Here is a 27000-nt window from a genome sequence, read left to right as displayed (position 1 = left end):
GCACGAACGGACTGCTGCCAAGCATTGTCAGCGCTTGAGATGGCGCGTCAGCCGGCGTTCGATCCAGCCCCAGAGATGGCGCAGCGCTTCCACCATGGTGAGATAGAAAATCGCTGCCCAGAGGTAGGTCTGATAATCGAAGGTGCGCGAGAAGGCGTAACGCGTCTCGCCCATCAGATCGAGAACGGTGATGATGGCGACGACGGCGGAACCCTTGATCAGCAGGATGATCTCGTTGCCGTAAGGACGCAGCGCCACGATCAGCGCCTGCGGCAGCACGACCTTGCGAAAAGCGACGATCTTGTGAATGCCGAGCGATGCGGCTGCTTCGTGCTGGCCGCGTGGCACACTTTCGATCGCGCCGCGAAGAATCTCGGCCTGATAGGCAGCGGTGTTGATCGTCATGGAAAAGAGGCCGCAGAACCAGGCGTCGCGGAAGAACCACCAGAGCCCGACGGCTTCGAGCTCTTTGCGAAAGCCGCCAAGACCGTAGTAGATCAGGAAGAGCTGGGCGAGCAGCGGCGTGCCGCGGAACACGTAGACATAGGCGTAGGCGATGCCGTTGATGTAGCGGTTGGGCGACATCCGCGCGAAGGCCAGCGGCAACGACAGGATGGCGCCGAAGAAAACCGAGATCGCGACCAACTCGATCGTCGTGACGAGGCCGTGAAGGTAGCGTGGTCCGTAGCGCGTGAACTTCTCCGGGTCCCAGCCGCCGATGACGGTGGTGATCAGGACGATTGCAAGAAGAATCCAAAGGGCCACGACCGCATAGCCGGTGACGCGGGCGAGCGTAATAGGCTTTCGCGCCGCCTTTGGCGCCGGCTGCGGTGGAATCAGGGCTTCCGCGTAGCTCATCGACGGACCTCCGAGCGCTTCGCCCAGCGTTCGATGTAGCTCAGGCCGTAGGACGAGATGATGGCGAGGCCGAGGTAGATGCAGCAGGCAACGAAGTAGAACAGGAAGGCCTGCTTGGTGACCTTCACCGCGACGCCGGTCTGGCGCAGGACATCGGCGAGGCCGATGATCGAGACGTAGGACGTGTCCTTGAGCAGGATCATCCAGAGATTGACGAGGCCGGGTAGGGCGATCCGGACCAGTTGCGGCAGGATGATCAGCATCATCGTGCGGCCGCGATGGAAACCAAGCGCATCGCCGGCTTCGTATTGCCCCTTCGGCACCGCGCGGAACGCCGACAGCAGAACCTCGGAACAGTAAGACGAGAAGACGACGGAGAGCGCGATAACGCCGGCCAGGAATGCATTGATCTCGATTCGTCCGTCATATCCGAGCGACGACAGGACCGACTGAATGAGGATCTGCATGCCGTAGTAGATGATGAAGAGCGTCAGGAGCTCAGGCAGGCCGCGAAAAATCGTGGTGTAGATGCCGGCGGCGAGACGAACGGACTTTTCTTCCGACTGCTGGCCGAGCGCCACCAGAAAGCCGATGACGAGGCCGATCGGCAAGGTGACGATGGCGACCGCCACGGTGACCTTCAGGCCTGCCGCGATTTCATCGCCCCAGCCGGTATCACCGCAGGCCAAAATCGTGGAAGAACCGAACCAAGTGAAAAGCCCTGCCGGTCCGCACAGCGGATCGAAAATATATCCTATCCAGGCCCACAACGAGCCCAGCGCGGAAAATAATCCGCCCATACCAATTTTCCCCTCGCGGCTTTTGCCGCTTTGCTCTTTCCGTCTATGTCAAACAAAAATGGCGGAAGGGCAAGCCTTCCGCCATCACCTTTATTAGCGGCCTACAGAAATTATCAGTCGCCGTAAACGTTGAAGTCGAAGTACTTGTCCTGGATCTTCTTGTACTCGCCGCTTTCGCGGATCGCGACGATTGCCTTGTTGAGCTTTTCGCGAAGCTCGTTGTCGCCCTGGCGGACGGCGATGCCTGCGCCTACGCCGTTGATTTCCTTGTCGACAGGCAGCGTCGTCAGGATCTTGCAGCATGCGCCGGCGTCGGACTTGACCCACTGCGAGAGAACGACAACGTCGTCGATGACGGCGTCGACGCGACCGTTGGAGATGTCGAGCTTGTACTCGTCCGCGGTCGGATAGAGCTTAAGTTCGGTGTCCGACAGGTGCTTTTCGGCATAGTTCGCGTGCGTCGTGGACGTCTGGGCGCCGATCGTCTTGCCCTTCAGGCCTGCAACGTCGGTGACCGTCGAGTCCTTGGGGACGGCGATCGCCGGTGGGGTGTTGTAGTACTTGTTGGTGAAGTCGACGAGCTTCGAACGCTCCGGCGTGATCGACATGGACGAAATGATCATGTCGAACTTCTTTGCCTGCAGGGCGGGAATGATGCCATCCCAATCGCTGCTGACGATCGTGCATTCGGCTTTCATCTGCGTGCAGAGCGCGCGGGCGATGTCCATGTCGAATCCGAGGAACTGGCCGCTGGCGTCGACATATTCGAAGGGGGGATATGTCGAGTCGGTGCCGATAACATACTTCTCGCCATCAGCCATTGCGGAGCCGGCGAAAAGAGACATCGCGGCAACGGAGGCGGCGGCGAGAATACGGGTGGAGATACGCATAAGAGTCCTCTCTGTTGGTGGCCGCCAGCCGTGTTTTTGGTTTTGCGTCGGCGGCCAGTATGCGGCGCCGCGGTGCAGCGCCTTGGCGCGATACTCAATCTTTTTTCTCTAAAATTGCAACTGGAATCGAAGCGCTTTGAGCGCGCTAAACGGTGACAAACATGAACAATTGCAGTCTGCCTTATTCATAACGGGTTAATGGGGCAGTTCCTAAGAATGCATGGAACAAAACCGGACGCACTTCAGTTGCGACCGTCACGTTGTTGTGTGCTCGCAATACGACTGTGCTGAAATAAGAAGAACGTACGAGGAGCCCCTATGGGAATGAAATCCAGATTGTTTGCCAGTGCCGCCTTTCCGCTTCTGTCGCTGTCCATGGCCTTGCAGCCCATACATGCCATGGCTGCAGCTTCATCGGTCGAACAGGTGCGCACGGCGCCGGCTGCAGCCGGGATCGAAGTGGCGCAAGAGGCAGCCCCCGGCGGAGAGTCGGAAGAGGAACTGCTGAAGAAGCGTCACAAGCAGCAGCAAGAAGGCGGCGAACAACAGCAGGCTCCGGCCGAACAGCCCCAGGCTCCGCAGGCGCCCGCCGCAGAGCAGCCGGCCCAGCAGGAAGCGCCTGCCGAGAAGCCGCGCCGCCAGCGCGAGCCGGCAGCCGAGGAAGCCGCTCCGCAGCAGCAACAGGAAGCTCCGGCAGAAAAGCCGCGCCGTCAGCGCCAGCAGCCCGCCGAGGAGGCTGCTCCGCAGCAAGAGGCCCCAGCCGAGAAGCCGCGCAAGAAGCGTCAGCAGGTAGAGGAAGCCGCGCCGCAGGCCGAGCAGGCCGCCCCGCAGCAGGAAGCCCCGGCCGAAAAGCCGCGCAAGAAGCGCCAGCCCGCCGAAGAGGCAGCGCCTCAGGCGGAACCAGCCGCTCCGCAGCAGGAGCAGGCAGCCCCGCAGGAGCAGCCCGCCGAGCCGCAGCAGAAGCCGCGTGGAAACAAGCGTGACAAGCAACAGCAGCAGGAAGCCAAGCCGCAGGCCGAGCAGCCGGCTCCGCAGGCAGCGGAGCCGCAGGGCGAAGCCCAGCCTGGAGCCAAGGCGCCCGTCGCCGCTGAGGGCGAGCAGCCGGTAAAGCCGCGCAAGAAGCCGACTGCCGCCGAGGCACCGCAGGCTCAGCCCGAAGGCGAGAAGCCGGCCGAACAGGCTGCGCCTGGCGGCGAGAAGCCGCCGCTGCCTGAAGAAAAGCCCGCTGCCGAGCAGGCTCCGGCCAATCCCGAACAGCCCGCTGGCAACATGCAGCAGGGACAGCAGGTGCCGGCAGCACAGCCGAATGGCGATGCCACCGCACAGCCACCGGCGGTAGCCGGCCAGACCGAGCAGGCAATCCCGGCTCCTGAAAAGATAACGCCGAAGGAACTCGAGCGTCGCAAGGAGATCGCCGCCGATCCGAGCAAGAGCACGGAAACGGTCGTTCTACCTGTTGAAAACGGTGCCGCCGTTCTCGACAGCGACAAGGACGCGGATCGTTCCGGTGGCGTGCAGTCGCGCCGCGACCGCGACAGGCAGCGCGGGCAGGAACAGAACTTTCGCGTTCCGAAGTCCGATGCCGACGCACAGGTTGCTCCGGGCGGCGAAAGACGTCCGCCGATCAAGATCGAGGCAGTTACCAGCGAACAGGGCGAGCGCCTTGATCGTCGCCCGCAGTTCGAGCGGCCCGACGGTGCTCAGTTCGGCCAGCGCGGCAACGACAATCGTGTGATCATCCAGTTCAACAACCAGACCTATGTGCGCGGCGACGACGACCGCCGCTTCCTCAGGGATGGCGAACGGCCGATCTACGAGCAGCTGCCGCGTGACCGTTATCGCGAGACGATCGACCGCGACGGCTACCAGATCGTGACGGTTCGTAACCGCTACGGCGACATCATCCAGCGCTCGCGTGTCGACAACCGGGGCAGGGAGTCGGTGCTCTACTACTCGCCGGGACTTTATGACGATCCGGATCGCAGCTACTTCGAAGATCCGGGTGCGGACCTGCCGCCGATGCGCCTGCGCATTCCGCTGCGCGACTACATCATGGACACGAGCAGTGACGACGATCGCGACTACTACGACTTCCTGCGCGAGCCGCCGGTCGAGCCTGTCGAACGCGTCTATTCGCTCGACGAGGTGAAGTATTCGGCCCGTATCCGCGACAAGGTGCGCCGTATCGACCTCGATACGATCACCTTTGCAACGGGTAGTTCGGAGATCCCGATGAGCCAGGCGCGCAGCCTGCGCAAGGTGGCAGACGCCATCAACGAGGTGCTGCGCAAGGATCCGTCGGAAACCTTCCTGATCGAAGGTCATACGGATGCGGTTGGCTCCGACCAGAGCAATCTCGTTCTGTCGGACCAGCGCGCGGAATCGGTCGCCAACGTCATGACCGACGTTTACGGCATCCCGCCTGAAAACCTTGCGACGCAGGGCTATGGCGAGCGCTATCTGAAGGTCAACACGCAGGGGCCGAACCAGGAGAACCGCCGCGTCACCATCCGCCGCGTCACGGCGCTGGTCCGTCCGGTCGCTTCGCGCAACTGAGTTATTGCAAGCACGCATCAAAAGCCGCCGGGAGACCGGCGGCTTTTTTCGTTCCGGCTGCTACTTGGCGGCCAATTCCACGATCGCGGCAATGAAATCGGCGATCGCCGATGTGTCGTTGATATCGAAGACCGGAAGGAAGGCTTCGGCGACGGGGTGGTCCGCGGCGATTGCGGAGATGAACGGATCGGTCGGCGCCAGCGGCTCGCGGTTTGCCGCCTCCAGGCGCCGGGCCTCGATCTTCGGGATCTGCTCGCGCTTGTAGCCTTCGATCAGGACAAGGTCGCAGGGCGCCAGACGGGAGAGGATTTCCTCGAAGGTCGGCTCCGGTGCGCCGCGCAGTTCATGCATGATGGCGTAGCGCGTGCCGGAAACGATGGTGACCTCATGCGCGCCGGCCTGACGATGCCGGTAGCTGTCGGCGCCGACCTTGTCGATGTCGAAGTCGTGGTGGGCATGCTTGATCGTCGAGATGCTGTAGCCGCGGCGGGTAAACTCCTCGACGAGACGAACGGCGAGGCCGGTCTTGCCCGAGTTTTTCCAGCCGGCGATGCCAAAGACCTTCGGCTTGTTCATCATACGAGTACCTTCAGCCAGCGTTCCGCCTCGGCGAGATCGTCTGGCGTGTTGACGTTGAAAAACGGATCGAGAAGGCTGGCGCGGGTCGGGCGTAGCGGGAAGGCAACTTCCGTAACGTCATGACGCAGGAGGAAGTCCCGCACGCGCCGCTTTTCGTCGGTGGCGATCCAGGATCTGAGATCATCAGCCAGCACCACGGGCCAAAGTCCGAACACCGGATGGCTGCGGCCCTCGGAGGTGGCAATGGCGATCTTTTCCGGCGTATCGATTGCGGCGGCGAGCCAGTCGACGAGGTCGTGTGGAAAGAACGGACTGTCGACGGAAACCGTGATCACGTGCGTGGCGTCCCCAAGGGTCGCGCCGTAGGCCATCGCCGCATGAATGCCGGCCATCGGTCCAGCCTTGCCGGGGATTATATCGGGAATGAACCGCTGGCTGCAATTTTCCGGTATCGCGTCGGCGTTCACCGCGATCGAGGAGACCTGCGGCGTCAGCTGATCGAGCACGCGGCTCAGCAACGAATGCCCGCCAAGCGTCACCGAGGCCTTGTCGCGCCCCATGCGGGACGAGCGCCCACCTGCCAGTACGACACCCGGAATGTTGGATCTGTCCAATGTAAAATCGTTCATGTTTGCCTCAGACGGGTGTTCTCGGTTCGGACTCCTGGGCGACCGGCTGCACATGACGTTTTGCCTCACGATAGAACGTGTAGAGGCCGGACGCTATGACGACAGCGGCACCGATCAGGGTCCAGAGGTCGGGAACCTCCGCAAAGAAGATGAAGCCCAGCAGGGCCGAGAAGATCAGGCTGGTGTAACGCAGAGGGGCAACGAAGGAAATCTCCCCCGTCCGCATTGCCATGATGACGGATTGATAGCCGACGAGGACGAGAACGGCGGCGAGCAGCAGGTGAGACAGCGCCGTGGCGCTGACCGGCTGCCATCCGCCGAGAACAGGTGTCAGCAAGGCGCCGATGATCGTGACCGAGAGCGCCGTCACGACGGTGATCATCAGCGAGGGAATTTCCGGGCCGATGCCGCGGGTGGCGAGGTCGCGGCCTGCGGTCACGAGCACGCTCGCGACGCAGAGCAGGGCCGCCGTCGTGAAGCCCTCCGCGCCGGGGCGGATGATGATCAGCACGCCGACCAATCCGCCGACAATCGCCAGCCAGCGGCGCCAGCCGACCGGCTCGGAAAAGAACAGCGCGGCACCGAAGGTGACGACGAGCGGCAGCGACTGAAGGATGGCGGAGGCATTGGCGATCGGCATCATTCCAAGCGCCGTAATGTAAGTCACGGCGGCCAGAACCTCGCAGACGACACGGACCAGGACCATGGGCTTCAGCATGACGCGCCATGAGCGCAGCGCACCCATGTAGCGGGCGATCGCATAGACGAGCACGCTGGTGAAGAGGCCACGCAGGCACATGATCTGGCCGGCGTTCATATAGACGATGACTGATTTGGAGAGTGCGTCGCTGCAGGAAAATCCGGCCATGGCCGAACTCATGTAGATGGCGCCCTGGGTATTGCGGGACCGCGGCATGTCGATATTCCGATTCTCGTACAACTCCTTTTAGAAGCTGGCGGTTGCGATGGGAATCGATCGAAAGCCACAATCGCCATAATTCGATTGCGCAGTGCACAATGATGCCGGTGTTCGTGCGCCGACGACAGGAAACGGGTGGCTGCGGCGGCGGATGTCTGAGATTTGGAGGACCGCCAACAACAAGTGGAGGTTCCGACATGAAATATCTGGATGGCAAGGTTGCGATCATAACGGGAGCGAGCTCCGGCATTGGCCGGGCGGCGGCCAAACTCTTTGCAGCGGAGGGCGCACGGCTGGTGGTCGCGGCGCGACGCGAAGCGGAACTCGGCATGCTGGTCGAGGAGATCGCCGATGCCGGCGGCGAGGCGGTGGCCGTTGCCGGCGACGTGCGCGACGAGGCGTTGAACAGGCGGCTGGTCGAGGTGGCTGTCGAGCGCTTCGGCGGCCTCGACGTCGCGTTCAACAATGCCGGGGGGACGGGCGAGTCTGCGCCGGTCGCCGATCTTTCCCTCGAAGGCTGGAACGAGATGCTGGCGGTCAACCTGACCAGCGCATTTCTGGCGGCGAAATATCAGGTGCCGGCGATGATTGCCCGCGGCGGCGGATCGATCGTCTTCACCTCGACCTTCGTCGGCCACACGGCGGGAATGCCGGGTATGGGCGCCTATGCCGCGAGCAAGGCTGGCCTGACCGGCCTGGTGCAGGTCCTTGCCGCCGAACTCGGGCCGAAGAACATCCGCGTCAACGCGCTGCTGCCTGGCGGTACGGATACCGCGCTGAACCCGGCGAATTTCGAAAACCCGGACATGCAGCTGGTCGCCTTCATCCATGGCCTGCACGCGCTGAAGCGCCTGGCGCAGCCGGAGGAAATCGCCAAGGCAGCACTCTTCCTGGGATCGGATATGGCGAGCTTCGTGACCGGCACGTCGATGCTGGCGGACGGTGGGGTCTCGATCAACCGGACCTGATCCGCTTGACTCCAGTGGGCGTCACCCGCCGGTGACGCTCATATGGCGGGCGACCGCCGGGCGGTTATGGGTGCGGTCGATGATGAAGTCGTGGCCCTTCGGCTTGCGCGAGATCGCCTCGTCGATCGCCGCATAGAGCAGCCCATCATCAGGGGTAGCGCGGACGGCAGCGCGAAGATCGGCTGCATCGTTCTGGCCAAGACACATGTAGAGCGTACCGGTGCAGGTCAGCCGCACGCGGTTGCAGCTCTCGCAGAAATTATGGGTCATCGGCGTGATGAAACCGAGCCGTCCGCCTGTCTCCTTGACCTCGACATAGCGGGCCGGACCACCGGTGCGGTAGCCGATATCGGAGAAGGTGAACTGCTGTTCGAGATCGGCCCTCAGCTTCGACAGCGGCAGGTATCGGTCGGTCCGGTCTTCCTCGATCTCGCCCATCGGCATCGTTTCGATGACCGTCAGGTCCATGCCGCGGCCATGCGCGAAGCGGATCATTTCCGGCATCTCGCTATCGTTGAAATCCTTCAGCGCCACCGCATTCAGCTTGATCTTCAGGCCTGCCTTCTGGGCGGCGTCGATCCCTTCCATCACTTTGTTGAAGTCGCCCCAGCGGGTGATCTGGCGAAACTTGTCGGGATCGAGCGTATCCAGCGAGACGTTGATGCGGCGGACACCTGCGGCGTAGAGCTCGTCGGCGAAGCGGGAAAGCTGCGAGCCGTTGGTGGTCAGCGTCAGCTCGTCGAGGCCGGAGCCGATCTGCTTGCCGAGTTCGCGCACCAGATACATGATGTTCTTGCGCACCAGCGGCTCGCCGCCGGTCAGCCGCAGCTTGCGGACGCCCTTGGCGATGAAGGCGGAACAGAGCCGGTGCAATTCCTCGAGCGTCAGCAGCTCCTGCTTCGGCAGGAAGGTCATGTGCTCGGCCATGCAGTAGGTGCAGCGGAAGTCGCAGCGGTCGGTGACGGAGACGCGCAGATAGGTTACGGCCCGCTTGAACGGGTCGATCATCGGTTTCGCCTCTGCAACCAGCGGCGATGCGTTGCCTGTCGTTCCGACGTTGCTGTTCACGAATGCCTCCGCAATGCTACTAATGTGCGTATAGGTCATTGCGGCGTCAAGGGAAACGCCTTCGCAAGCGGCAAATTGCGCTTGCCTCACTCTGCGTCATTGCCTACTCGTGATTTTGAAGGGGAATGGGATCATGAGCGATATCTGGCCAACCGAACTCAGAGTTTCGAAAGACCGGCAGCATCTGGTCGTGACATTCAACGACGAGACGCGTTTCGATCTTCCGGCGGAGATGCTGCGCGTACTTTCTCCTTCGGCGGAAGTGCAGGGGCACGGGCCGGGGCAGAAAGTGACGGTGCCGGGAAAGCGCAATGTCGCGATCATCTCGCTCACGCCGACCGGCAACTACGCCGTCCGGATCGGCTTCGACGACATGCACGATACCGGGATCTTTACCTGGACCTATCTGCGCGAACTCGGCGAGCGTGGCGAAGAGCTGTTTGCCACCTACGAAGCGGAGCTGCGCGAAAAGGGCATGAGCCGCGACACCTCGGAAAAGCCGCGCTGAATATCAACTGCTCAAGGGGACATCATGGCAGGAACGGGAAAACGGAACTGGCTGCGCAGCAAGGGCAGCCCGGGAGGCAGCAGAGTCACTTTCCTCGAGTTGTTTTTCGACCTCGTCTTCGTTTTCTCGATTTCCCAGCTGTCGCATGCGCTCGCTGCTCACTACACGCCACTCGGCGCGCTTGAAGCGGGGCTGATGACCTTTGCGGTCTGGTGGGTGTGGATCTTCACGGCCTGGGTCACCAACTGGCTCGATCCGGAAAAGACGGCTGTTCGCGGCATGCTCGTGGTGCTGATGCTGCTTGGCCTCGTTCTCTCCGCATCCATTCCGGAAGCCTTCGGTGAGAAGGGGCTGCTTTTCGCGGGCGCCTACGTACTGATGCAGGTCGGCCGGTCGCTTTTCACGGTCTATGCCGTCAAGGAAGCCAGTCCTTCCAACTACCGCAATTTCCTGCGCATCAGTACGTGGCTGATCGTTTCCGCCGTCTTCTGGATTGCTGGCGGTCTGCTTGAGCATGAGGCGCGGCTGACTGCCTGGCTGATCGCGTTGGCGATCGAATATGCCGGGCCGGCAAGCGGCTTTTTCGTGCCGGGGCTCGGCAAGTCCAGCGCGTCGGATTGGGATGTGTCGGGCGCGCATATGGCGGAGCGCTGCGCGCTGTTCGTCATCATCTGCCTCGGCGAAGCGATCCTTGTTTCGGGTCGCACCTTCTCGGAACTGCCGTTTTCGGGGCTGACGGCGGTGGTCTTCGCCACCGGCTTCGTCGCGACTGTTACCATGTGGTGGCTCTATTTCCGTTTCGGACACGAACGGGCGGCACATCGCATCGAGCATGACGAGGCACCGGGGAGCCTTGCGCGCCAGGCCTTCACCTATGCGCATATTCCGATCCTGGCGGGCATCATCGTCCATGCCGTCGCGGTCGAGTTCATGTTTTCCCACCCGCATGAGACCGGCAATATCGGCGTGATGGCCTCGGTCTTCGGCGGATCCGGGCTCTTCCTTGCCGGCAACCTGTGGTTCAAGGGTGCCACGAGCGGACGCCTGCCGCTCTCGCATCTCGGTGGCCTCGTGCTGCTGATCCTGCTCGCCTTTGTCGCGCCGTTCATCGAGCTTTATCTTGCGGGAATGCTGGCGACGGCCGTGCTGATCATCGTGGCCGCGTGGGAGTACAAATCTCTCGCTGGACAGACCACCGCTCACACGGTTCACTAGGACGCGTCTTCGTCGTCGACTAGATCTTTTTGCAGCACGCGGATAATCCGTTCCATGGAATCCGCCATTGCCATGCATTGTTCGATCGGTTCCGGCGACAATACGCGCTCGATCAGGTCTGTCTGCATGACCATGGCCTTTTCGGTGATTTCCCGGCCTTCAGTGGTCAGGAAGAGGCGCAGCACGCGCTTGTCTTTTTCATCGCCACGTCGCTCGATCAGCCCGCGTTTCTCCATCTGCGGCAGCAGCATGCTCATGTTCGAGCGCCCGACCAGGAGCTTGCGGGCAAGCTCCTGCTGGGAAATGCCCTCGAACCGGTAGAGGTTGATCATGATATCGAGGTGCGGGGTCTTGATATCGAGTTCGGCGAGCGAGCGACCGAGCGATTGCTGCATGAGCTGGCAGGCGCGGGCGACGGCGATCCAGCTGCGAAAACGTGGATGATCCCAGGGTAGGGATTGATTTTTGTTCATCGTTGTACTTTATTGTTCAGTGTTGAACATTATTGGATTCCCACTATGGCAAACTTTACGCTGAAGGTCACCCGCCTCGGATTTTCGCTGTTGCAGTCGGTTTCGCCGCGCATGGCAGGAAAAGCGGCCTTCCGTCTGTTCTGCATGACGCCGTCCTCGGCGCCGAAGGGAGAGAAGGCAAAAGCGGCACATGCCGCGGGCACCGCGAAGCTTGCGGGCGCCGAGCGCTTCACCCTGGCGCTTCAAGGCGGCGGGCAGGCGCATGCCTACCGGATGAACGGTGGCGCCATCGGGCGACGAGCGCGCTATCTCGTGACGCATGGGTGGGGATCGAGCAGCGTCTACATGGCTGACATCATCGAAACGCTGGCGGCAACCGGCGCGGAGGTGATTGCCGTGGACTTCCCCGGGCACGGAGGCGCCAAAGGGCGAGCGCTTCATATGGGTATGGCCGTGAAGGCGATCGCCGCAGCCGAACGTCGGTTCGGCGCATTCGACGCCGCCATCGGCCATTCCTTCGGCGGCGCCGCCTTGATGGTAGCCGCTTCAGGTATGTTGCCGGCGGTGCCGGCCGTCCTGCCGGAGAAGCTCGTGTTGATAGGCTCTCCCAGCGAAATGCACTGGCTGTTCAAGGATTTCGGCAAGATGATCGGGCTTCGGCGACCGGCGCAGCAGGCGCTGGAGAGCGAGGTCCATCGCATCACCGGCCGGAGACTTGAGGAGTTCGATGCGAGCGCGGTGGCTGGCATCATCGGGCGACCGGTCATGATCGTGCATGCGGAAGACGACAAGGAGGTCAGCGCCGATCACGCCCGGCGTTACGCGGCGGCCGGCGATGCCGTCAGGCTTCATTGGGCGAACGGCTTCGGCCATCGCCGCATCGTCGCGGCGCTGCCTGTTCTCGAGACGATCACCGAGTTTCTGACCGGTGACGATTCCGTCCGCGAGGCCGAGATCGTGCCGCTATTCGATCTTTCCGCGCGGCGCATGTCATTGTAGCGTCACCTTAGGCGGCTAAGGGCCACCTGAACAACGCGGCGGGACGATCATGAAAATCATTGAGACGGTGGAAGAACTTGCGGCGATCTATGCGGGCGGGCTCTCGCAGGCATCGGTGGCCAAGGTGACGGACTATCTCACGCCCCTCTATCGCGAGATGATCGAGGCTTCGCCCTTTGTGGCACTGGCAACGGTTGGTCCCGAGGGGCTCGACTGTTCGCCGCGCGGCGATATCGGCGGCGTGGTGCGCATTGTCGATGAGCGAACGCTGCACATGCCTGATTGGCGTGGCAACAACCGTGTCGACTCGCTCTCCAATATCGTGCGAGACCCGCGCCTAGCGCTGATGTTCCTCATTCCCGGCTCGAACACGACGATGCGCATCAACGGGCGCGGCGTCGTGACGAACGACGAGGCGGTCCTTTCCAGCTTCGAGATGGACGGCAAACAGCCGCGCACGGTGATCGTCATCGCGATCGACGAGGTCTACTTCCAGTGCGCGCGGGCGCTGATCCGCTCGGAGCTTTGGAATCCCGAAACCTTCATCGATCCGAAAAGCCTGCCGACCCCCGGCTTGATGCTGAAGGCGGCGACGGGCGATTTTGACTATCAGACCTATGATCGCGAGTGGCCGGAGCGCGCGGCCAAGACGATGTGGTAGCCACAACAGCTGAACCTGCCGGAGAGCCTGCAGGTGCGACAAACCGCTGAAATGTCGGGCTATCAGCCCTTGTAGATCAGCCAACTCTTCGTGAAGTCTTTCTGCATGCCGTCTTCGAAGAGGACGCTGCAGTTGCGGCCGGAGTTCTTTGCGCCGTAAAGGGCGACGTCGGTCTTGTGATAAAGCTCTCCGGCATCGGCCGCATTGGATGCCATGCAGACGCCAACGGATACGGTGACCGGACCGTAATTGATCCTGGTGCGGGAATTGGTGAAGGGTGTCGTTTCCAGCGTCCGGCGAATCCGTTCCGCCATACCCATCACTTCCTCGGCCGTGTTGCCTTCGATGATGAGAGCAAATTCCTCGCCGCCGGTGCGGGCGACGAAGATGTCCCGGCGGACGTTGGCGCGAATGACGGAGGCGACCGTCGCAAGGATCTTGTCACCGACCGGGTGGCCGTAGGTGTCGTTGATCTTCTTGAAGTTGTCGATGTCAGCAAGAACGAGAGCGCTTACCGGGCGCATCATCGGATTGTTGAAGACGGCTGCAAGGCGGTCGTCGAAGGCGCGGCGATTTGCGAGACGTGTCAGCGAGTCCGTATTGGCGATACGCTTGTATTCGTCGAGCTCCTTGCGGACCTGATCCATTTCCTGCGAGCGCTGAACGACGTTCTCGACGGTCTTCTCGCCGTGCGCCATCGTATCGCCCGTGGCTTCGGTCAGAAGCGTCAGCGCATTCTGAATGATTTCGGCGCTTGTCGTGTTCTTCGAGTTGATGCGGTTGTAGGTCTCGCCGAGCAGCTTGTTGTAGCTTTCGAGCGACGTCTGCTCCTGTCGGAGGACCTTCAACAGAGTCTCCAGTTCGGCGACGATGCGGGTGTGTGCGTCGTCGAAGACGCGGGCCGGGCTGTGCGTGAAATACTGCGCACCGAGTTCGTCGAGTTCTTCCTGCGTGGCATGGTTTCCGAGGGCAGCAAGATCGCGCGTCAGTGCCGGGTTGGACCCGATATAGGCTTCGTAAAAGAGCTCGTAGTTCCGCGGAATAGGCGCGACGCCCATGGAGCGCATGGCAAAGGTAATTTGGCTCGCCACGTCGGGAACCTGGGTCTTTGGCGCCACAGCCGTCGTCATCCGGCTACTCCTCTTGGAAACTCTTAAAAGCAGTCTTTAATTTCTTACTCTTCATTTGTTGGGAAATGATTAAGGGAGGATATACCAGAGATTACATGTAAGTTTTTTCATGAAACGATGACGTCTTCTTATCTCACTGATTTTTATCTTGGAATTTCGAGATCGCGAAAATCGGATCGCGCCTTAGGCGAGTATAGGAAGAAAAAATATGAGAAAGCCGCACTTCTTGCGGATTGTTTCGGCCACGTTGGCTGCCGATACCGCGTTGCAGGAACGCCGGTAGAAGGTCGCCGCGGTCGCCCATCAGGCAACCGCGGCGAGTGAGTGAAGCGGGTCAGCCCAGGTTGAATTCCTGGAAGAAGTCGTTGCCCTTGTCGTCGGTGACGATGAAGGCCGGGAAGTCTTCGACCTCGATCTTCCAGACGGCTTCCATGCCGAGTTCCTGGTATTCCAGAACCTCGACCTTCTTGATGCAATCCTGGGCGAGGCGCGCGGCCGGTCCGCCGATCGAGCCGAGATAGAAGCCGCCATGCTTGTTGCAAGCTTCGCGCACCGCGCGGGAGCGGTTACCCTTGGCCAGCATGACCATGGATCCGCCGAAAGACTGGAACTGGTCGACGTAGCTGTCCATGCGGCCGGCCGTGGTCGGGCCGAAGGAGCCAGAGGCGTAGCCTGCCGGTGTCTTGGCCGGGCCGGCGTAGTACACCGGGTGGTTCTTCATATACTCCGGCATGCCTTCGCCCTTTTCCAGCCGCTCACGGATCTTGGCGTGGGCGAGGTCGCGGGCGACGATGATGGTGCCCGTCAGCGACAGGCGGGTCTTGACCGGATGCCTGCTGAGTTCGGCGAGGATTGCCGTCATCGGCTGGTTCAGGTCGATGCGGACCATGGAGTCCGAGAGCTTCGACTCGTCGATCTCAGGCATGTACTTCGAGGGATCCGTCTCAAGCTGCTCGACGAAGATGCCGTCGCGGGTGATCTTGCCCTTGGCCTGTCGGTCGGCGGAACAGGAGACGCCAAGGCCGATCGGCAGCGACGCGCCGTGGCGGGGCAGGCGGACGACACGCACGTCATGACAGAAATACTTGCCGCCGAACTGCGCGCCGACGCCCATCTGCTGCGTCAGCTTATGGATTTCCTTTTCCATCTCGATGTCACGGAAGGCGTGCCCGCTTTCGGAGCCTTCGGTCGGCAGTTCGTCGAGATAGCGCGTCGAGGCGAGCTTGACGGTCTTCAGGTTCATCTCGGCCGAAGTGCCGCCGATGACGATCGCCAGATGGTAAGGGGGACAGGCTGCCGTACCTAAGGTCAGGATCTTCTCCTTGAGGAAGTCGATCATGCGGTCGTGGGTCAGAAGCGACGGGGTGCCCTGATAGAGGAAGGTCTTGTTGGCCGAGCCGCCGCCCTTGGCGACGAAGAGGAAGTCGTAGCTGTCCGTGCCTTCCTCGTAGATGTCGATCTGGGCTGGCAGGTTGTTCTTGGTGTTCTTTTCCTCGAACATCTTGATCGGCGCGAGCTGCGAATAGCGCAGGTTCTTCTTCTCGTAGGCGTCCATGACGCCCTTGGCAAGAGCCGAGTAATCCTCACCTTCGGTCCAGACGCGGCGGCCCTTCTTGCCCATGATGATCGCCGTGCCAGTGTCCTGGCACATCGGCAGGATGCCGCCGGCGGCGATGTTGGCGTTCTTCAGGAGGTCGTAGGCGACGAAACGGTCGTTGTCGGTCGCTTCCGGATCTTCGAGGATCGAGGCGAGCTGCTTCAGGTGGCCGGGCCGCAGGAGATGGTTGATGTCTGCAAAGGCTGTTTCGGCAAGCAGGCGGATACCTTCCGGCTCGACGGTCAGGATGTCCTGCCCCTTGAAGCTGTCGACAGAGACGTAGTCGCTGCTGATCTTGCGGTATTGGGTGGAGTCTTTGCTGAGGGGGAAAAGATCGTCAGCCATCGAAGGACCTTTCATGCGGACCGAAATCGCAGATGGTCTATTCGCGCGTCTTCGCAATTGCAATAATTCTAAAACTAGTCTGTTTTAGTCATGAAAACTCGCGAAAACACCGCCGCAGAGCCGGCGGTGTCGACTGTTGAGCGAGGTCGCAGGGCGGATTTACTTCGGGCCGATCATCGTTTCGGGGCGAACATACTGGTCGAACTCCTCGTTCGTCAGGTAGCCGCCGCCAACGGCTTCCTCGCGAAGCGTCGTGCCGTTCTTGTGGGCGGTCTTGGCGATCTTGGCGCAGATATCGTAGCCGAGCCTGCCGTTCAGCGCCGTCACCAGCATCAGCGAGTTTTCGACGCCCTTCTTGATGTTGTCCTCACGCGCCTCGATGCCGACGACGCAATTGTCGGTGAAGGAGACTGCCGCATCAGCGAGCAACTGGACCGACTGCAGGAAATTGTAGGCCATCATCGGATTGTAGACGTTGAGCTCGAAGTGGCCCTGGCTGTCGGCGAAGGTGAGCGCGGCGTTGTTGCCGAAGATATGGACGCAAACCTGGGTCAGGGCTTCGCACTGCGTCGGATTGACCTTGCCCGGCATGATCGAGGAGCCCGGTTCGTTTTCCGGCAGGGCCAGTTCACCAAGGCCGGCGCGCGGGCCGGATCCGAGCAGGCGGATGTCGTTGGCGATCTTGAACAGCGCGGCGGCGGCGGCGTTGATGGCGCCGTGGCTGAAGACCATCGAGTCGTGGGCAGCCAGCGCCTCGAACTTGTTCGGCGCCGTCACGAAGGGCAGGCCGGTGATCGCGGCAATCTCTTCCGCGACCTTTTCGGCAAAGCCCACAGGCGCGTTGAGGCCTGTGCCGACGGCGGTGCCGCCCTGCGCCAGTTCGCAAAGGCCCGGCAATGTCAGTTCGATGCGCTTGATGGCGGAGCCGACCTGCGCCGCATAGCCCGAAAACTCCTGGCCGAGCGTCAGCGGCGTCGCGTCCTGCGTGTGGGTGCGGCCGATCTTGATGATGTGGCTGAACTCAGTGACCTTCATGTCGAGCGCGGCGTGAAGGTGCTTGAGGCTCGGGAGCAGGTGGCGAACGATCTGTTCGGCGCAAGCGATGTGCATCGCCGTCGGATAGGTATCGTTCGACGACTGGCTCATGTTGACGTGATCGTTCGGATGCACCGGCTTCTTCGAACCCATGACGCCGCCGAGCATTTCGATCGCGCGGTTGGAGATCACCTCATTGGCATTCATGTTCGACTGGGTGCCGGATCCGGTCTGCCAGACGACGAGCGGGAAGTGCTCGTTGAGCTTGCCGTCGACGACTTCCTGGGCGGCCGCGACAATGGGGTTGCCGATTTCGGGCGAAAGCTGGCCAAGCGCCATGTTCGTCCGGGCAGCTGCCTGCTTGACGATGCCAAGGGCGCGCACGATCGATGCCGGCTGCTTTTCCCAGCCAATCTTGAAGTTTCCGAGCGAGCGCTGGGCCTGCGCTCCCCAATACTTGTCGTTTTCAACTTCGATCGGGCCGAATGTATCGGTTTCGGTGCGGGTGGAGGTCATGGCCGAGCCTTTCTGACGCGTCTGCAATGCGAGATGCGGTCTTATAGGTCTGAAACGGCGCCAAGAAAACTGGGGAAGCGGAAATATGAATGATGAAGTCATGTTATGGCGCGAAATCGGCAGTGGCATTTGCGCCACGGCGGACTTTTTATAGTTCAGCGGCTTTTTGGCAACTGTGTCCGGATACGAAAACAGAGTAAAAAATTAACCAATAATTTCATAATTTTGTGTGAATTGAGTTCTGGCGGCGGCTGTGCTGCGTTACCGAAGATTGAATTCTTCGAGGCTGGCGATGCTGGCTGCTTTCTGCCATGTGACCGGCTGGCGCCGGGATAAGACGAGTTCTGAACTGGGCTCTTGCCCATGATTTAAGACAAGCATGACACTGGGACTGGAAAAAGCATGAAATTCTTCTTCAAAGGTGCGGTTTCCGCACTCGCATTGTCCTGCGGCGCCGCGGCCTTCGGAGTGACGCCCGCGCATGCCTATACGCTGATGGACATGATCCGCGGCGATCGCGCCCGTACCCAGAGCACGATCATCAATCCGGCGCCGACAATGGCGCCGATGGCCGAGCAGCCTTCCGCGCCGTTGCCGAAGGTTTCGTCACCGCAATACTATACCTACAAGCCGGACGCGATGCGTTTCGTCGATACCGGGAAATTCACCGATCCCGTCGTGACCGGCGCCGTCGTGGCTGCCACCGGCGACGCCCAGCCTGCTCCCGCCGTGCAGCGCCGATACCTGATCGAAGCCAAGGTGCGTGCGCCCGTCGATGTCGCAAAGGCTCTCGAAACCTATTACAGCGACGCGAAGAACCCTCTCGTCTGGGTGAGCGGTACTGAAATCAACGATCGCGCCAAGGCTGCCATGGCCTTCCTGGCTGATGTCGGCTCGGTTGGCCTCGATCCCGCCGATTACGCAGTAAGCGCCCCTGCGGTCGATCCGGCCAATCCGGATCCGGCCGTGCGCGATCGCGCCCTGATGCAGTTCGAACTCGAGCTGTCCGCCAAGGTTCTCGCATATGTGCAGGACACCGGTCGTGGGCGCGTCGATCCGAACAAGCTGTCTGGCTATCACGATTTCGCCCGCAAGACGGTCAAGCTCGATCCGGTGCTGAAGCTGGCGCGGATGAGCCCCGATGTCGGCGCCTATCTTGGTAGCCGCACCCCTGATGGCCCGCAGTTTGCCGCGTTGAAGGCTGAACTGGCAAAGCTTCGGGGCGAAGGTCACATCGAGCAGCCGATCAAGATCGAGCTTAGCGGCCTGCTGCGTCCGGGCGATACGTCCGACGCGATCCCGAATATCGTCAAGGCCATCGACAAGCATGGTTCGGCTGCGCTGAAGAGCGAGAACGCCGCCACGCTTTCCTCCTATGCCGGCGGCACCGAATACTCGCCTGAGATCGTCTCGCTGGTCGAAGCCTTCCAGAAGGAGCGCGGTCTGAAGCCTGATGGCGTCATCGGGCAGGCGACCGTTCGTGTCATGACCGGCGGCGACAGCAATGGCGCCAAGGTCGAAAAGCTTGTCGTTGCCATGGAACAGGCGCGCTGGCTGCCGAATGACCTTGGCTCGCGCTACGTCTTCATCAATCAGCCGGCCTACATGGTCTACTATCACAACGACAACAAGGAACAGTTGTCGATGCGGGTGGTGGTCGGCCAGCCGTCGCATCAGACCTTCTTCTTCCAGGATCAGGTCCAGACGGTCGAGTTCAATCCGTTCTGGGGCGTTCCGCAGTCGATCATCATCAACGAGATGCTGCCGAAGCTGCGTTCCGACCCGAACTATCTCGATCGCATGGGTTACGAAGTTGCCGTCGGCGGCAAGGCCGTTCCGTCGTCGAGCGTCGACTGGTACGGCTCGACCTCGAACGTTTCCGTGCGTCAGCCACCGAGTGGTGACAATGCGCTCGGCGAGTTGAAGATCCTGTTCCCGAACGCGCATGCCATCTACATGCACGACACGCCGTCGAAGAGCTTCTTCAAGCGCGACATGCGGGCTCTCAGCCACGGTTGCGTACGCCTTGCCGATCCGCGCGCCATGGCGGCGGCGGTGCTCGGCACGACCGTCGAGAAGATCGGCCAGGAAATCGCCACCGGCAAGAACCACGCCGTCCAAGTGCCGCAGAAGTTCCCGATCTACATCGCCTACTTCACGGCATGGCCGAACAAGGACGGCGTCGTCCAGTACTTCGACGATGTCTATGGACGCGATGCCTATGTCGAGAAAGCTTTCGATGTCACGACGAAGGCTCGTGGCGCCCAGATCTAAGGATCGTACCCGCTGCGCGGCAGATGTCGCGCAGCGGTTTTCTGATGCCGCAATCGTGGTTTCAGCCGTCAGCCGGCATGCAGGAAGCGGATCGCTTCGTCGCGGCGGAACAGGTAAAGCAATGTGCGGACGGCTTGGCCGCGCTCGCTGGAGAGATCGGGATCGCGCTCGATCAGATAGGCCGCATCCCGGCGCGCAATTTCCAGAAGATCGGCATGTGCCTCAAGGCTCGCGATGCGAAAGCCCGGCGTTCCGGATTGGCGCGTACCCAGGAGCTCGCCTTCGCCGCGCAGTTTCAGATCTTCCTCGGCGATGCGGAAGCCGTCCTCGGTCTCGCGCATGATCGACAGGCGCGCGTGGCCGGTCTCTCCGAGCGGTCCCTTGTAAAGCAGGATGCAGGTGGAGGCCTCGTCGCCGCGTCCGACGCGACCGCGAAGCTGATGCAGCTGCGCCAGGCCGAAACGTTCGGCATGCTCGATCACCATGATCGTCGCATCGGGAACATCGACGCCGACTTCCACCACGGTTGTCGCAACCAGCAGGCGGGTTTCGCCTGATTTGAACGCCATCATCACGGCATCCTTCTCCGGGCCGCTCATGCGGCCGTGGATCAGGCCGATGCCGGGGCCAAGCGACGACACCAGTGTCGCATGACGCTCCTCGACCGACATCAGGTCGCTTTCCTCGGACTCTTCGACGAGCGGGCAGATCCAGTAGGCCTTCTTGCCCTCGGCCAGCGCGCTTTGCAGGCGGCCGACGATGTCGCCGGTGCGTTCCGTCGGAACGGTGATCGTCTGTATCGGCTTCCGACCGGCTGGCTTCTCCGTCAGCTTCGAGACGTCCATGTCGCCGAAGGCCGCGAGCACCAGGGTTCGCGGGATCGGCGTCGCCGTCATGACGAGCATATGTGGCGTGATACCCTTGGCCGTCAGTCTGAGGCGCTGATGGACGCCGAAGCGATGCTGCTCGTCGACCACGGCCAACATGAGGTTGCGATAGTTGACGCTGTCCTGGAACAGCGCGTGGGTGCCGATGATGATCTGTGCCTCGCCAGATGCGATCCTTTCGAGGATGTCTTCACGCTCACGTCCCTTGGTGCGGCCGGTGAGCACTTCGATGCCGAGGCCGGCGGAGGCGGCAAACTTGGAGATCGTTGCGTAATGCTGGCGAGCCAGGATTTCGGTCGGTGCCATCAGCACTGCTTGGCCGCCGCTTTCGATGACAGCGGCTATCGACATCAGGGCAACCAGGGTCTTGCCGGAGCCGACGTCGCCCTGCAGGAGCCGCAACATGCGATCCTCTCCTGCCATGTCCTTCAGGATGTCGGCAACCGCGGCGTTCTGGCTTGATGTCGGTGAGAACGGCAAAGCCCCGAGGATCTGGGCGCTGATAAGGCCTGTCGGATGAACTGGCTGACCGGCCACCTTGCGTAGCCGCTGGCGCACCAGGCTCAGCGAAAGCTGACCGGCCAGGAACTCGTCATAGGCGAGGCGGCGGCGGGGAGGCGCCTGCGGGTCGATATCCGAGGGGTCATGAGGTTCATGCAGCCCGTGGAACGCGTCCGCGATCGACGGCAGGCCCTGCTTCTGCGCAAGCGCGAGGTCGATCCATTCCGGCAGCTCCGGCGCGCGCGGCAGCGCTGCCTCGATGATCTTTCGCAATGTCTTCGGAGAAAGACCGGCAGTAAGCGGATAGATCGGCTCGACAAGAGGCAGGTTCTCGGCTTCGCTTGCCTTCACGATGTAGTCGGGATGAACCATGGAGGCGCGACCGTTGAACCAGTCGATCTTGCCGCTGACGGTTACCTCCTCATCGAGCGGGAGCTGCTTTTCGAGCCACGCCGCCTGACCGCGAAAGAAGACGAGTGTCAGCTCGCCGGTCTCGTCGTGCAGGCTGACGCGGTAGGGGATGTTGCTCTTTCCGCGTGGCGGCGCCTGATGGCGGTCGACGCGTCCGGTGACCGTGACGATGGCACCCTGCGGGGCAAGAGCGATGCCCGGCTGATTGCGGCGGTCGATCAGCGAATGAGGCGCGTGGAACAGCAGATCCACGACGCGGGTGTCATCGGGCGTCTCCCGCCCAAGCAACTTCACCAGCAGCTCGGCGATCTTTGGACCGACGCCGGGCAGGGCGGAAACAGGTGAAAACAGCGGATCGAGTATGGCGGGGCGCATGGCGGCAAAATGCGATGAACAATGCGGTCTTGGCAAGGCTGACAAGCCGCTTTCGAGGGTCTATAGAGGCGCATCAACAGGAAGGTAATGCCATGACGGGTGTGTCACTCTCAAGCGCCGATCTTGATCCGCGCCGCCGCCGAATTCTCTTTCGCTGCTGGCATCGCGGCATCCGTGAGATGGATCTGGTCTTCGGACAGTTCGCCGAGAAGGAGATTGCCACACTTTCGGAAGCCGAGCTGGACGAGTTCGAGACCATCATGGCCGAAGAGGATAACGATCTCGTGCGCTGGATCATGGGAACCTGGCCTGTGCCGGAGCGTTTCCTGACGCCGATGTTCGAGCGCCTTTGCGCCTACAAGCCCGATTTCGAGTATCCAGCCGAAGCCCTGCCCAGGAACGCCTAATGATCCCAGGTTTTGACGCAAAGAAGCTGTCAGCGGTCGCCGAACCACTGACGATCGGCAACGTGCCCGCCGGCATGGAAGCGCTGCTCCTGGCGGAGCTGGCGCGCAATGGCGAGCCTGTTGCCTACGTGCTTTCAGATGGCCAGCGGATGGCAGATCTGGAACAGATGCTGGGCTTCGTTGCGCCAGAGATACCGGTCCTGACCTTGCCTGCATGGGACTGTCTTCCGTATGACCGCGTGTCGCCAAGCGCCGACACTTCCGCGCGGCGGCTTGCTGCCCTCAGCGGGCTGATCGCGCATCGGAAGAAGCCGCATGCGGCGATCGTGCTCGTCACCGTCAATGCGATGCTTCAGAAGGTTGCTCCTCAGGAGATCATCGAGAGCCTGGCCTTCTCCGCGCGCCCCGGCAACACGGTGCGAATGGACGACATTGCCGGCCGCCTGGAGCGGAACGGTTTCGAGCGCGTCGCGACGGTGCGCGAGGTCGGCGAATATGCGGTGCGCGGCGGTATTCTCGATGTTTTCGTGCCCGGTTCCGAGGAACCGGTTCGCCTCGACTTCTTCGGTGACACGCTCGAAAGCATTCGCAGCTTCGACCCGGCGAGCCAGCGCACGACCGGACAGGTGCGGTCTCTCGATCTCAACCCGATGAGCGAAGTCACGCTGACCCCCGATACGATCAGCCGTTTCCGCAAGAACTATCTCTCCGCTTTCGGGGCCGCGACGCGCGACGATGCCCTCTACCTCGCCATATCCGAGGGACGGCGCTATCCCGGCATGGAACATTGGTTGCCGCTCTTCTACGAAAAGCTGGAAACCGTTTTCGATTATCTCCGCGGCTTCCGTCTGGTGACGGACCACACGGTTCGCGAAGCGGCAGAAGAACGCTCAAAGCTCGTCTTCGATTATTACGACGCCCGCCTGAATTCCGGCCAAGCCGTCAAGGGGCAGATGGCGCAGGGAACGCCCTACAAGCCCGTAACGCCCGGCCAGCTCTACATGGACGGCAAGACGTTCGCGGCAACGCTCGACGCCTTCAATGCGATGCGGATTTCGCCCTTCAACGAGCATGAGGGTGAGGCGCGGCGCGTCATCAACCTCGATGCGCGCCAGGGGGAGCGTTGGGCTCGTTCCAACACCGAAGGCGGCGGCAATGCCGAGCGCGTCAATGTTTTCGATATTGTCGTCAAGCATATCGCCGACAGACGCGCGTCCGGCGCCAAGGTGCTGATAACGGCGTGGACGGAAGGCTCGCTCGAGCGTCTGCTGCAGGTGCTGAACGAACACGGTCTCGAGCGCGTGAAGCCAATTGGCGCGTTCAAGGAGATCGATGGCCTCGCCAAGGGCGAAGCGGCGGCTGCCGTGTTCAGCCTCGAATCCGGCTTCGAAGCCGGCAATCTTGTCGTCATCGGCGAGCAGGACATTCTCGGCGACCGCATGGTGCGTCGCTCGAAGCGCCGCAAGCGGGCTGCCGATTTCATTTCCGAAGTCGCTGGTCTCGATGAAGGTTCGATCGTCGTCCACGCCGAGCACGGCATCGGCCGGTTTATCGGCCTGCGCACGATCGAGGCGGCAGGTGCGCAGCACGCCTGCCTCGAGCTGCAGTATGCCGATGATGCCAAACTGTTTCTACCGGTCGAGAACATCGACCTGCTTTCGCGCTACGGCGGCGAGGGGACCGAGGCGCAGCTCGACAAGCTTGGCGGCGGCGCATGGCAGATGCGCAAGGCCAAGCTCAAGAAGCGGCTGCTCGACATGGCGGATGCGCTTATCCGTATCGCCGCGGAGCGCCTGACGCGCCATGCGCCGGTTCTGACGACGCCGGAAGGGCTCTATGACGAGTTCGCGGCTCGCTTCCCCTACGACGAGACGGAAGACCAGGACAGCGCCATCGAGGCTGTTCGCAGCGATCTTGGCGCCGGGCGCCCGATGGATCGTCTGATTTGCGGCGACGTTGGTTTCGGCAAGACCGAAGTTGCGCTGCGCGCGGCCTTCGTCGCGGCGATGAACGGCATTCAGGTGGCCGTCGTCGTGCCGACGACGCTGCTGTCGCGCCAGCATTTCAAGACCTTTTCCGAGCGTTTCCGCGGGCTGCCGATTCGTGTGGCGCAGGCATCGCGGCTGGTCGGCTCCAAGGAACTGGCGCTGACCAAGAAGGAGGTCGCCGATGGCAAGACCGATATCGTCGTCGGCACCCATGCGCTGCTCGGCGCCGGTATCCAGTTCGCCAATCTCGGGCTGCTGATCATCGATGAAGAGCAGCATTTCGGCGTGAAGCACAAGGAGCGGTTGAAGGAACTCAAGAGTGACGTTCACGTCCTGACGCTCTCGGCAACGCCGATCCCGCGCACGCTGCAGCTGGCGATGACCGGTGTTCGCGAATTGTCGCTGATCACGACGCCACCGGTCGACCGCATGGCGGTACGAACGTTCATTTCGCCCTTCGACAGCCTCGTTATCCGCGAGACGCTGATGCGCGAGCACTATCGCGGCGGCCAGAGCTTCTATGTCTGCCCGCGTCTTGCCGATCTCGAAGACGTGCAGGCCTTCCTGCGGTCCGATCTGCCGGAACTGAAGGTGGCGGTCGCGCATGGTCAGATGCCCGCAGGAGAGCTCGAGGACATCATGAATGCCTTCTATGAAGGGCGTTACGACGTGCTGCTGTCGACGACCATCGTGGAATCCGGCCTCGACGTTCCGACCGCCAACACGCTGATCGTGCATCGCGCCGATATGTTCGGCCTTGCACAGCTCTACCAGCTGCGCGGGCGTGTCGGCCGCTCCAAGGTGCGCGCCTTCGCGCTGTTTACCCTGCCGGTCAACAAGGTGCTGACGGCGACGGCCGAACGCCGCCTGAAGGTGTTGCAGTCGCTCGATACGCTGGGTGCCGGCTTCCAGCTGGCGAGCCACGACCTCGATATCCGCGGCGCCGGCAACCTGCTCGGCGAAGAACAGTCCGGCCATATCAAGGAAGTCGGCTTCGAGCTCTACCAGCAGATGCTGGAAGAAGCGGTTGCCGAGGTGAAGGGCGTCGACGAGATCCAGGATACCGGCTGGTCGCCGCAAATCTCCGTCGGAACGTCGGTGATGATCCCGGATGGCTACGTTCCGGACCTGCACCTGCGCATGGCGCTATACCGTCGCCTCGGCGAAATCACGGAACTGAAGGAGATCGATGCTTTCGGCGCGGAGATGATCGACCGCTTCGGCCCGATGCCGATCGAGGTGCAGCATCTCCTGAAGATCGTCTACGTGAAGTCGCTCTGCCGTATCGCCAACGTCGAGAAGCTGGATGCCGGTCCGAAGGGCATCGTGGTTCAGTTCCGCAACAAGGAATTTCCGAACCCGGCAAACCTGGTCGGCTACATCGCCAAGCAGGGCGCCATGGCGAAGATCCGCCCGGATCACAGCGTGTTCCTGACTCGCGATCTGCCCACGCCGGAAAAACGGCTGCAGGGAGCAGCCGTTATCATGACCCAGCTTGCGGAGATGGCGAAGTAGGACGGTTCAGGGGACTTCGGCAGCTGAGTGAGTTGCGCGGCCCCCCTCTTCCTCTCCTCATCCCGGCCTTGTGCCGGGATCCAGCAGGCCCAAGTCCTTGGGCCGGAAGAGTCTTTTCGTCACGCGGACGCGCGTCGGCTGGATCCCGGCTCAAGGCCGGGATGAGGGAGCATCTTCTGGCTGCTCCGATAATATGCAGACGCGCCCTCAGTTCATGCCGGCGCGCGCTTCGGCCTTCGCCTTGGCGATGTCACGAAGCGCGCCGGCCAGCACGTCGGGCGTCTGCGCGCCGCTGACGGCATATTGCTGGTCGAAGATGAAGAACGGCACGCCGTTCACGCCCATCTTCTGCGCTGCTTCGATCTCGGCGACGACGAGATCCTTGTCGGCGTCGGAGGCGAGCAGGGATGCTGTGACGGCGCGGTCGAGGCCGCCGGCTTCGGCGATGTCGAGCAGCACGGCATGATCGCCGACATTGCGGCCTTCCTCGAAATTCGCCTTGAACAGCGCATTGACCACCCGGTCCGCCTTGTCGCGATCCTCGATCATCGCCCAGTGAATGAGACGGTGCGCGTCGAGCGTGTTCGGACCGATCTCGATGGCGTCGAAATCGAACTTGATGCCGACTTCGCGGCCAAGCTCGCTCAGCATCTTGTGGCCCTGAGCGACGCGTTCGGCACCGCCGAGCTTCTGCTCGAGCGCTGTCTTCTGATCGACGCCCTCAGGCGGATAGTCGGGGTTGAGACGGTAAGGGCGCCAGTTGATGTCGACGCCGACTTCGTCCTGGACTTCGGCGATCGCAAGCTCGAGCCGCGCCTTTCCGAGATAGCACCACGGGCAGACGACGTCGGAAACAACGTCGATGGCAATACGTTCCATGGGCTTTTCCCTTTTCC

At 61.9% G+C, this 27000-nt stretch carries 22 protein-coding genes; 9 read left to right on the top strand and 13 right to left on the bottom strand.

Features of this window, described 5'->3' with window-relative positions; all coding sequences use genetic code 11:
• Positions 1–27: 27 nt before the first annotated feature.
• From ASE04_RS07580 to ASE04_RS07570, 3 genes are all read right to left on the bottom strand, one after another.
• A complete protein-coding gene (locus tag ASE04_RS07580) occupies positions 28–858 on the bottom strand; it encodes an ABC transporter permease (protein ID WP_056814482.1) in 831 nt (276 codons plus the stop codon).
• Positions 855–1658, bottom strand: coding sequence for an ABC transporter permease (locus ASE04_RS07575; RefSeq protein ID WP_056814480.1), 804 nt, complete (start codon positions 1656–1658; stop codon positions 855–857). The genes ASE04_RS07580 and ASE04_RS07575 overlap by 4 nt, the downstream gene beginning before the upstream one ends.
• A 113-nt stretch (positions 1659–1771) precedes the next feature.
• Positions 1772–2548 carry a transporter substrate-binding domain-containing protein gene (locus tag ASE04_RS07570; protein ID WP_056814477.1) on the bottom strand — a complete coding sequence of 259 codons (777 nt, stop codon included), beginning with the start codon at positions 2546–2548 and terminating at the stop codon, positions 1772–1774.
• 318 nt (positions 2549–2866) lie between these two features.
• Here ASE04_RS07570 and ASE04_RS07565 point away from each other — a divergent pair, with 318 nt between their 5' ends.
• Positions 2867–5104: an OmpA family protein gene (locus tag ASE04_RS07565; RefSeq protein ID WP_056814473.1), complete on the top strand. Its 2238-nt coding sequence runs from the start codon at positions 2867–2869 to the stop codon at positions 5102–5104.
• Between the two features lie 60 nt (positions 5105–5164).
• Here the strand turns inward: ASE04_RS07565 and mobB are convergent, their stop codons facing one another.
• Genes mobB through ASE04_RS07550 form a run of 3 tightly spaced genes read right to left on the bottom strand, consistent with a single transcriptional unit; the run spans position 5165 to position 7228 of the window.
• On the bottom strand, positions 5165–5680 hold the full coding sequence (gene mobB, locus ASE04_RS07560) for a molybdopterin-guanine dinucleotide biosynthesis protein B (RefSeq protein WP_056814771.1): 516 nt from the start codon (positions 5678–5680) through the stop codon (positions 5165–5167).
• Positions 5680–6312 carry a molybdenum cofactor guanylyltransferase MobA gene (gene mobA / locus ASE04_RS07555; protein WP_056814470.1) on the bottom strand — a complete coding sequence of 211 codons (633 nt, stop codon included), beginning with the start codon at positions 6310–6312 and terminating at the stop codon, positions 5680–5682. The genes mobB and mobA overlap by 1 nt, the downstream gene beginning before the upstream one ends.
• A gap of 7 nt (positions 6313–6319) precedes the next feature.
• Complete coding sequence (locus ASE04_RS07550) at positions 6320–7228, bottom strand: DMT family transporter (RefSeq protein WP_056814467.1); 909 nt, start codon at positions 7226–7228, stop codon at positions 6320–6322.
• Between the two features lie 200 nt (positions 7229–7428).
• On the opposite strand from ASE04_RS07550, the gene ASE04_RS07545 reads away from it, so the two are divergent.
• Entirely contained in the window at positions 7429–8199 is a 771-nt protein-coding gene (locus ASE04_RS07545) for an SDR family oxidoreductase (protein WP_056814464.1), read from the top strand.
• Between the two features lie 21 nt (positions 8200–8220).
• On the opposite strand, the gene moaA is transcribed toward ASE04_RS07545, so the two are convergent.
• Positions 8221–9267 (bottom strand): GTP 3',8-cyclase MoaA, encoded by a 1047-nt coding sequence (gene moaA / locus ASE04_RS07540; protein WP_056814768.1) that lies wholly within the window; start codon positions 9265–9267, stop codon positions 8221–8223.
• Between the two features lie 133 nt (positions 9268–9400).
• Here moaA and ASE04_RS07535 point away from each other — a divergent pair, with 133 nt between their 5' ends.
• Positions 9401–9775 (top strand): gamma-butyrobetaine hydroxylase-like domain-containing protein, encoded by a 375-nt coding sequence (locus ASE04_RS07535; protein ID WP_056814458.1) that lies wholly within the window; start codon positions 9401–9403, stop codon positions 9773–9775.
• A 24-nt stretch (positions 9776–9799) separates the two neighbouring features.
• Positions 9800–10990 (top strand): low temperature requirement protein A, encoded by a 1191-nt coding sequence (locus ASE04_RS07530; protein ID WP_056814455.1) that lies wholly within the window; start codon positions 9800–9802, stop codon positions 10988–10990.
• Here the strand turns inward: ASE04_RS07530 and ASE04_RS07525 are convergent.
• Positions 10987–11463, bottom strand: coding sequence for a MarR family winged helix-turn-helix transcriptional regulator (locus ASE04_RS07525; protein ID WP_056814452.1), 477 nt, complete (start codon positions 11461–11463; stop codon positions 10987–10989). The genes ASE04_RS07530 and ASE04_RS07525 overlap by 4 nt on opposite strands.
• A gap of 45 nt (positions 11464–11508) precedes the next feature.
• Here ASE04_RS07525 and ASE04_RS07520 point away from each other — a divergent pair, with 45 nt between their 5' ends.
• Both ASE04_RS07520 and ASE04_RS07515 read left to right on the top strand, forming a co-directional pair.
• The gene (locus tag ASE04_RS07520) at positions 11509–12462 is read left to right on the top strand and encodes an alpha/beta hydrolase (RefSeq protein ID WP_056814449.1); all 954 of its coding nucleotides are present in this window, start codon (positions 11509–11511) and stop codon (positions 12460–12462) included.
• A gap of 49 nt (positions 12463–12511) precedes the next feature.
• Positions 12512–13123: a pyridoxamine 5'-phosphate oxidase family protein gene (locus ASE04_RS07515; RefSeq protein WP_056814446.1), complete on the top strand. Its 612-nt coding sequence runs from the start codon at positions 12512–12514 to the stop codon at positions 13121–13123.
• 62 nt (positions 13124–13185) lie between these two features.
• Here the strand turns inward: ASE04_RS07515 and ASE04_RS07510 are convergent, their stop codons facing one another.
• The 3 genes from ASE04_RS07510 to fumC form a co-directional block, all read right to left on the bottom strand.
• Positions 13186–14253, bottom strand: a complete 1068-nt coding sequence (locus ASE04_RS07510) for a GGDEF domain-containing protein (protein ID WP_056814443.1) — start codon at positions 14251–14253, stop codon at positions 13186–13188.
• Positions 14254–14587: 334 nt separating this feature from the next.
• Positions 14588–16195 carry a fumarate hydratase gene (locus tag ASE04_RS07505; RefSeq protein ID WP_056814441.1) on the bottom strand — a complete coding sequence of 536 codons (1608 nt, stop codon included), beginning with the start codon at positions 16193–16195 and terminating at the stop codon, positions 14588–14590.
• Positions 16196–16354: 159 nt separating this feature from the next.
• Positions 16355–17746, bottom strand: a complete 1392-nt coding sequence (gene fumC / locus ASE04_RS07500; protein WP_056814438.1) for a class II fumarate hydratase — start codon at positions 17744–17746, stop codon at positions 16355–16357.
• A gap of 402 nt (positions 17747–18148) precedes the next feature.
• On the opposite strand from fumC, the gene ASE04_RS07495 reads away from it, so the two are divergent.
• On the top strand, positions 18149–20020 hold the full coding sequence (locus tag ASE04_RS07495; protein WP_056814436.1) for a L,D-transpeptidase family protein: 1872 nt from the start codon (positions 18149–18151) through the stop codon (positions 20018–20020).
• 68 nt (positions 20021–20088) lie between these two features.
• Here ASE04_RS07495 and recG read toward each other — a convergent pair whose 3' ends face one another.
• Positions 20089–22194: an ATP-dependent DNA helicase RecG gene (gene recG / locus ASE04_RS07490; RefSeq protein ID WP_056814434.1), complete on the bottom strand. Its 2106-nt coding sequence runs from the start codon at positions 22192–22194 to the stop codon at positions 20089–20091.
• 92 nt (positions 22195–22286) lie between these two features.
• Here recG and ASE04_RS07485 point away from each other — a divergent pair, with 92 nt between their 5' ends.
• Together ASE04_RS07485 and mfd are read left to right on the top strand one after the other, a co-directional pair.
• Positions 22287–22601, top strand: coding sequence for an FAD assembly factor SdhE (locus ASE04_RS07485; RefSeq protein WP_056814431.1), 315 nt, complete (start codon positions 22287–22289; stop codon positions 22599–22601).
• Entirely contained in the window at positions 22601–26104 is a 3504-nt protein-coding gene (mfd, locus tag ASE04_RS07480) for a transcription-repair coupling factor (RefSeq protein ID WP_056814428.1), read from the top strand. Before ASE04_RS07485 ends, mfd begins: the two co-directional genes overlap by 1 nt.
• Positions 26105–26311: 207 nt before the next feature.
• Here the strand turns inward: mfd and ASE04_RS07475 are convergent, their stop codons facing one another.
• On the bottom strand, positions 26312–26983 hold the full coding sequence (locus tag ASE04_RS07475; RefSeq protein WP_056814425.1) for a DsbA family oxidoreductase: 672 nt from the start codon (positions 26981–26983) through the stop codon (positions 26312–26314).
• Between the last annotated feature and the right edge of the window lie 17 nt (positions 26984–27000).

It is taken from the genome of Rhizobium sp. Root708, from assembly GCF_001429725.1.
GTDB lineage: Bacteria > Pseudomonadota > Alphaproteobacteria > Rhizobiales > Rhizobiaceae > Rhizobium.
The sequence above is the reverse complement of the archived record's forward strand: the minus strand, read 5'-3'. Positions and strand labels throughout refer to the sequence as shown.

Excerpts from the sequence above, each read along its gene's own strand:
- ASE04_RS07525 (WP_056814452.1), bottom strand. The coding sequence starts at position 11,463 with ATGAACAAAAATCAATCCCTACCCTGGGATCATCCACGTTTTCGCAGC.
- ASE04_RS07580 (WP_056814482.1), bottom strand. The coding sequence starts at position 858 with ATGAGCTACGCGGAAGCCCTGATTCCACCGCAGCCGGCGCCAAAGGCG.
- ASE04_RS07520 (WP_056814449.1), top strand. The coding sequence starts at position 11,509 with ATGGCAAACTTTACGCTGAAGGTCACCCGCCTCGGATTTTCGCTGTTG.
- mfd (WP_056814428.1), top strand. The coding sequence starts at position 22,601 with ATGATCCCAGGTTTTGACGCAAAGAAGCTGTCAGCGGTCGCCGAACCA.
- mobB (WP_056814771.1), bottom strand. The coding sequence starts at position 5,680 with ATGAACAAGCCGAAGGTCTTTGGCATCGCCGGCTGGAAAAACTCGGGC.
- mobA (WP_056814470.1), bottom strand. The coding sequence starts at position 6,312 with ATGAACGATTTTACATTGGACAGATCCAACATTCCGGGTGTCGTACTG.
- fumC (WP_056814438.1), bottom strand. The coding sequence starts at position 17,746 with ATGACCTCCACCCGCACCGAAACCGATACATTCGGCCCGATCGAAGTT.
- ASE04_RS07545 (WP_056814464.1), top strand. The coding sequence starts at position 7,429 with ATGAAATATCTGGATGGCAAGGTTGCGATCATAACGGGAGCGAGCTCC.
- ASE04_RS07475 (WP_056814425.1), bottom strand. The coding sequence starts at position 26,983 with ATGGAACGTATTGCCATCGACGTTGTTTCCGACGTCGTCTGCCCGTGG.
- recG (WP_056814434.1), bottom strand. The coding sequence starts at position 22,194 with ATGCGCCCCGCCATACTCGATCCGCTGTTTTCACCTGTTTCCGCCCTG.
- ASE04_RS07505 (WP_056814441.1), bottom strand. The coding sequence starts at position 16,195 with ATGGCTGACGATCTTTTCCCCCTCAGCAAAGACTCCACCCAATACCGC.
- ASE04_RS07575 (WP_056814480.1), bottom strand. The coding sequence starts at position 1,658 with ATGGGCGGATTATTTTCCGCGCTGGGCTCGTTGTGGGCCTGGATAGGA.
- ASE04_RS07515 (WP_056814446.1), top strand. The coding sequence starts at position 12,512 with ATGAAAATCATTGAGACGGTGGAAGAACTTGCGGCGATCTATGCGGGC.
- ASE04_RS07510 (WP_056814443.1), bottom strand. The coding sequence starts at position 14,253 with ATGACGACGGCTGTGGCGCCAAAGACCCAGGTTCCCGACGTGGCGAGC.
- ASE04_RS07570 (WP_056814477.1), bottom strand. The coding sequence starts at position 2,548 with ATGCGTATCTCCACCCGTATTCTCGCCGCCGCCTCCGTTGCCGCGATG.
- ASE04_RS07565 (WP_056814473.1), top strand. The coding sequence starts at position 2,867 with ATGGGAATGAAATCCAGATTGTTTGCCAGTGCCGCCTTTCCGCTTCTG.
- ASE04_RS07550 (WP_056814467.1), bottom strand. The coding sequence starts at position 7,228 with ATGCCGCGGTCCCGCAATACCCAGGGCGCCATCTACATGAGTTCGGCC.
- ASE04_RS07485 (WP_056814431.1), top strand. The coding sequence starts at position 22,287 with ATGACGGGTGTGTCACTCTCAAGCGCCGATCTTGATCCGCGCCGCCGC.
- ASE04_RS07530 (WP_056814455.1), top strand. The coding sequence starts at position 9,800 with ATGGCAGGAACGGGAAAACGGAACTGGCTGCGCAGCAAGGGCAGCCCG.
- ASE04_RS07535 (WP_056814458.1), top strand. The coding sequence starts at position 9,401 with ATGAGCGATATCTGGCCAACCGAACTCAGAGTTTCGAAAGACCGGCAG.
- ASE04_RS07495 (WP_056814436.1), top strand. The coding sequence starts at position 18,149 with ATGAAATTCTTCTTCAAAGGTGCGGTTTCCGCACTCGCATTGTCCTGC.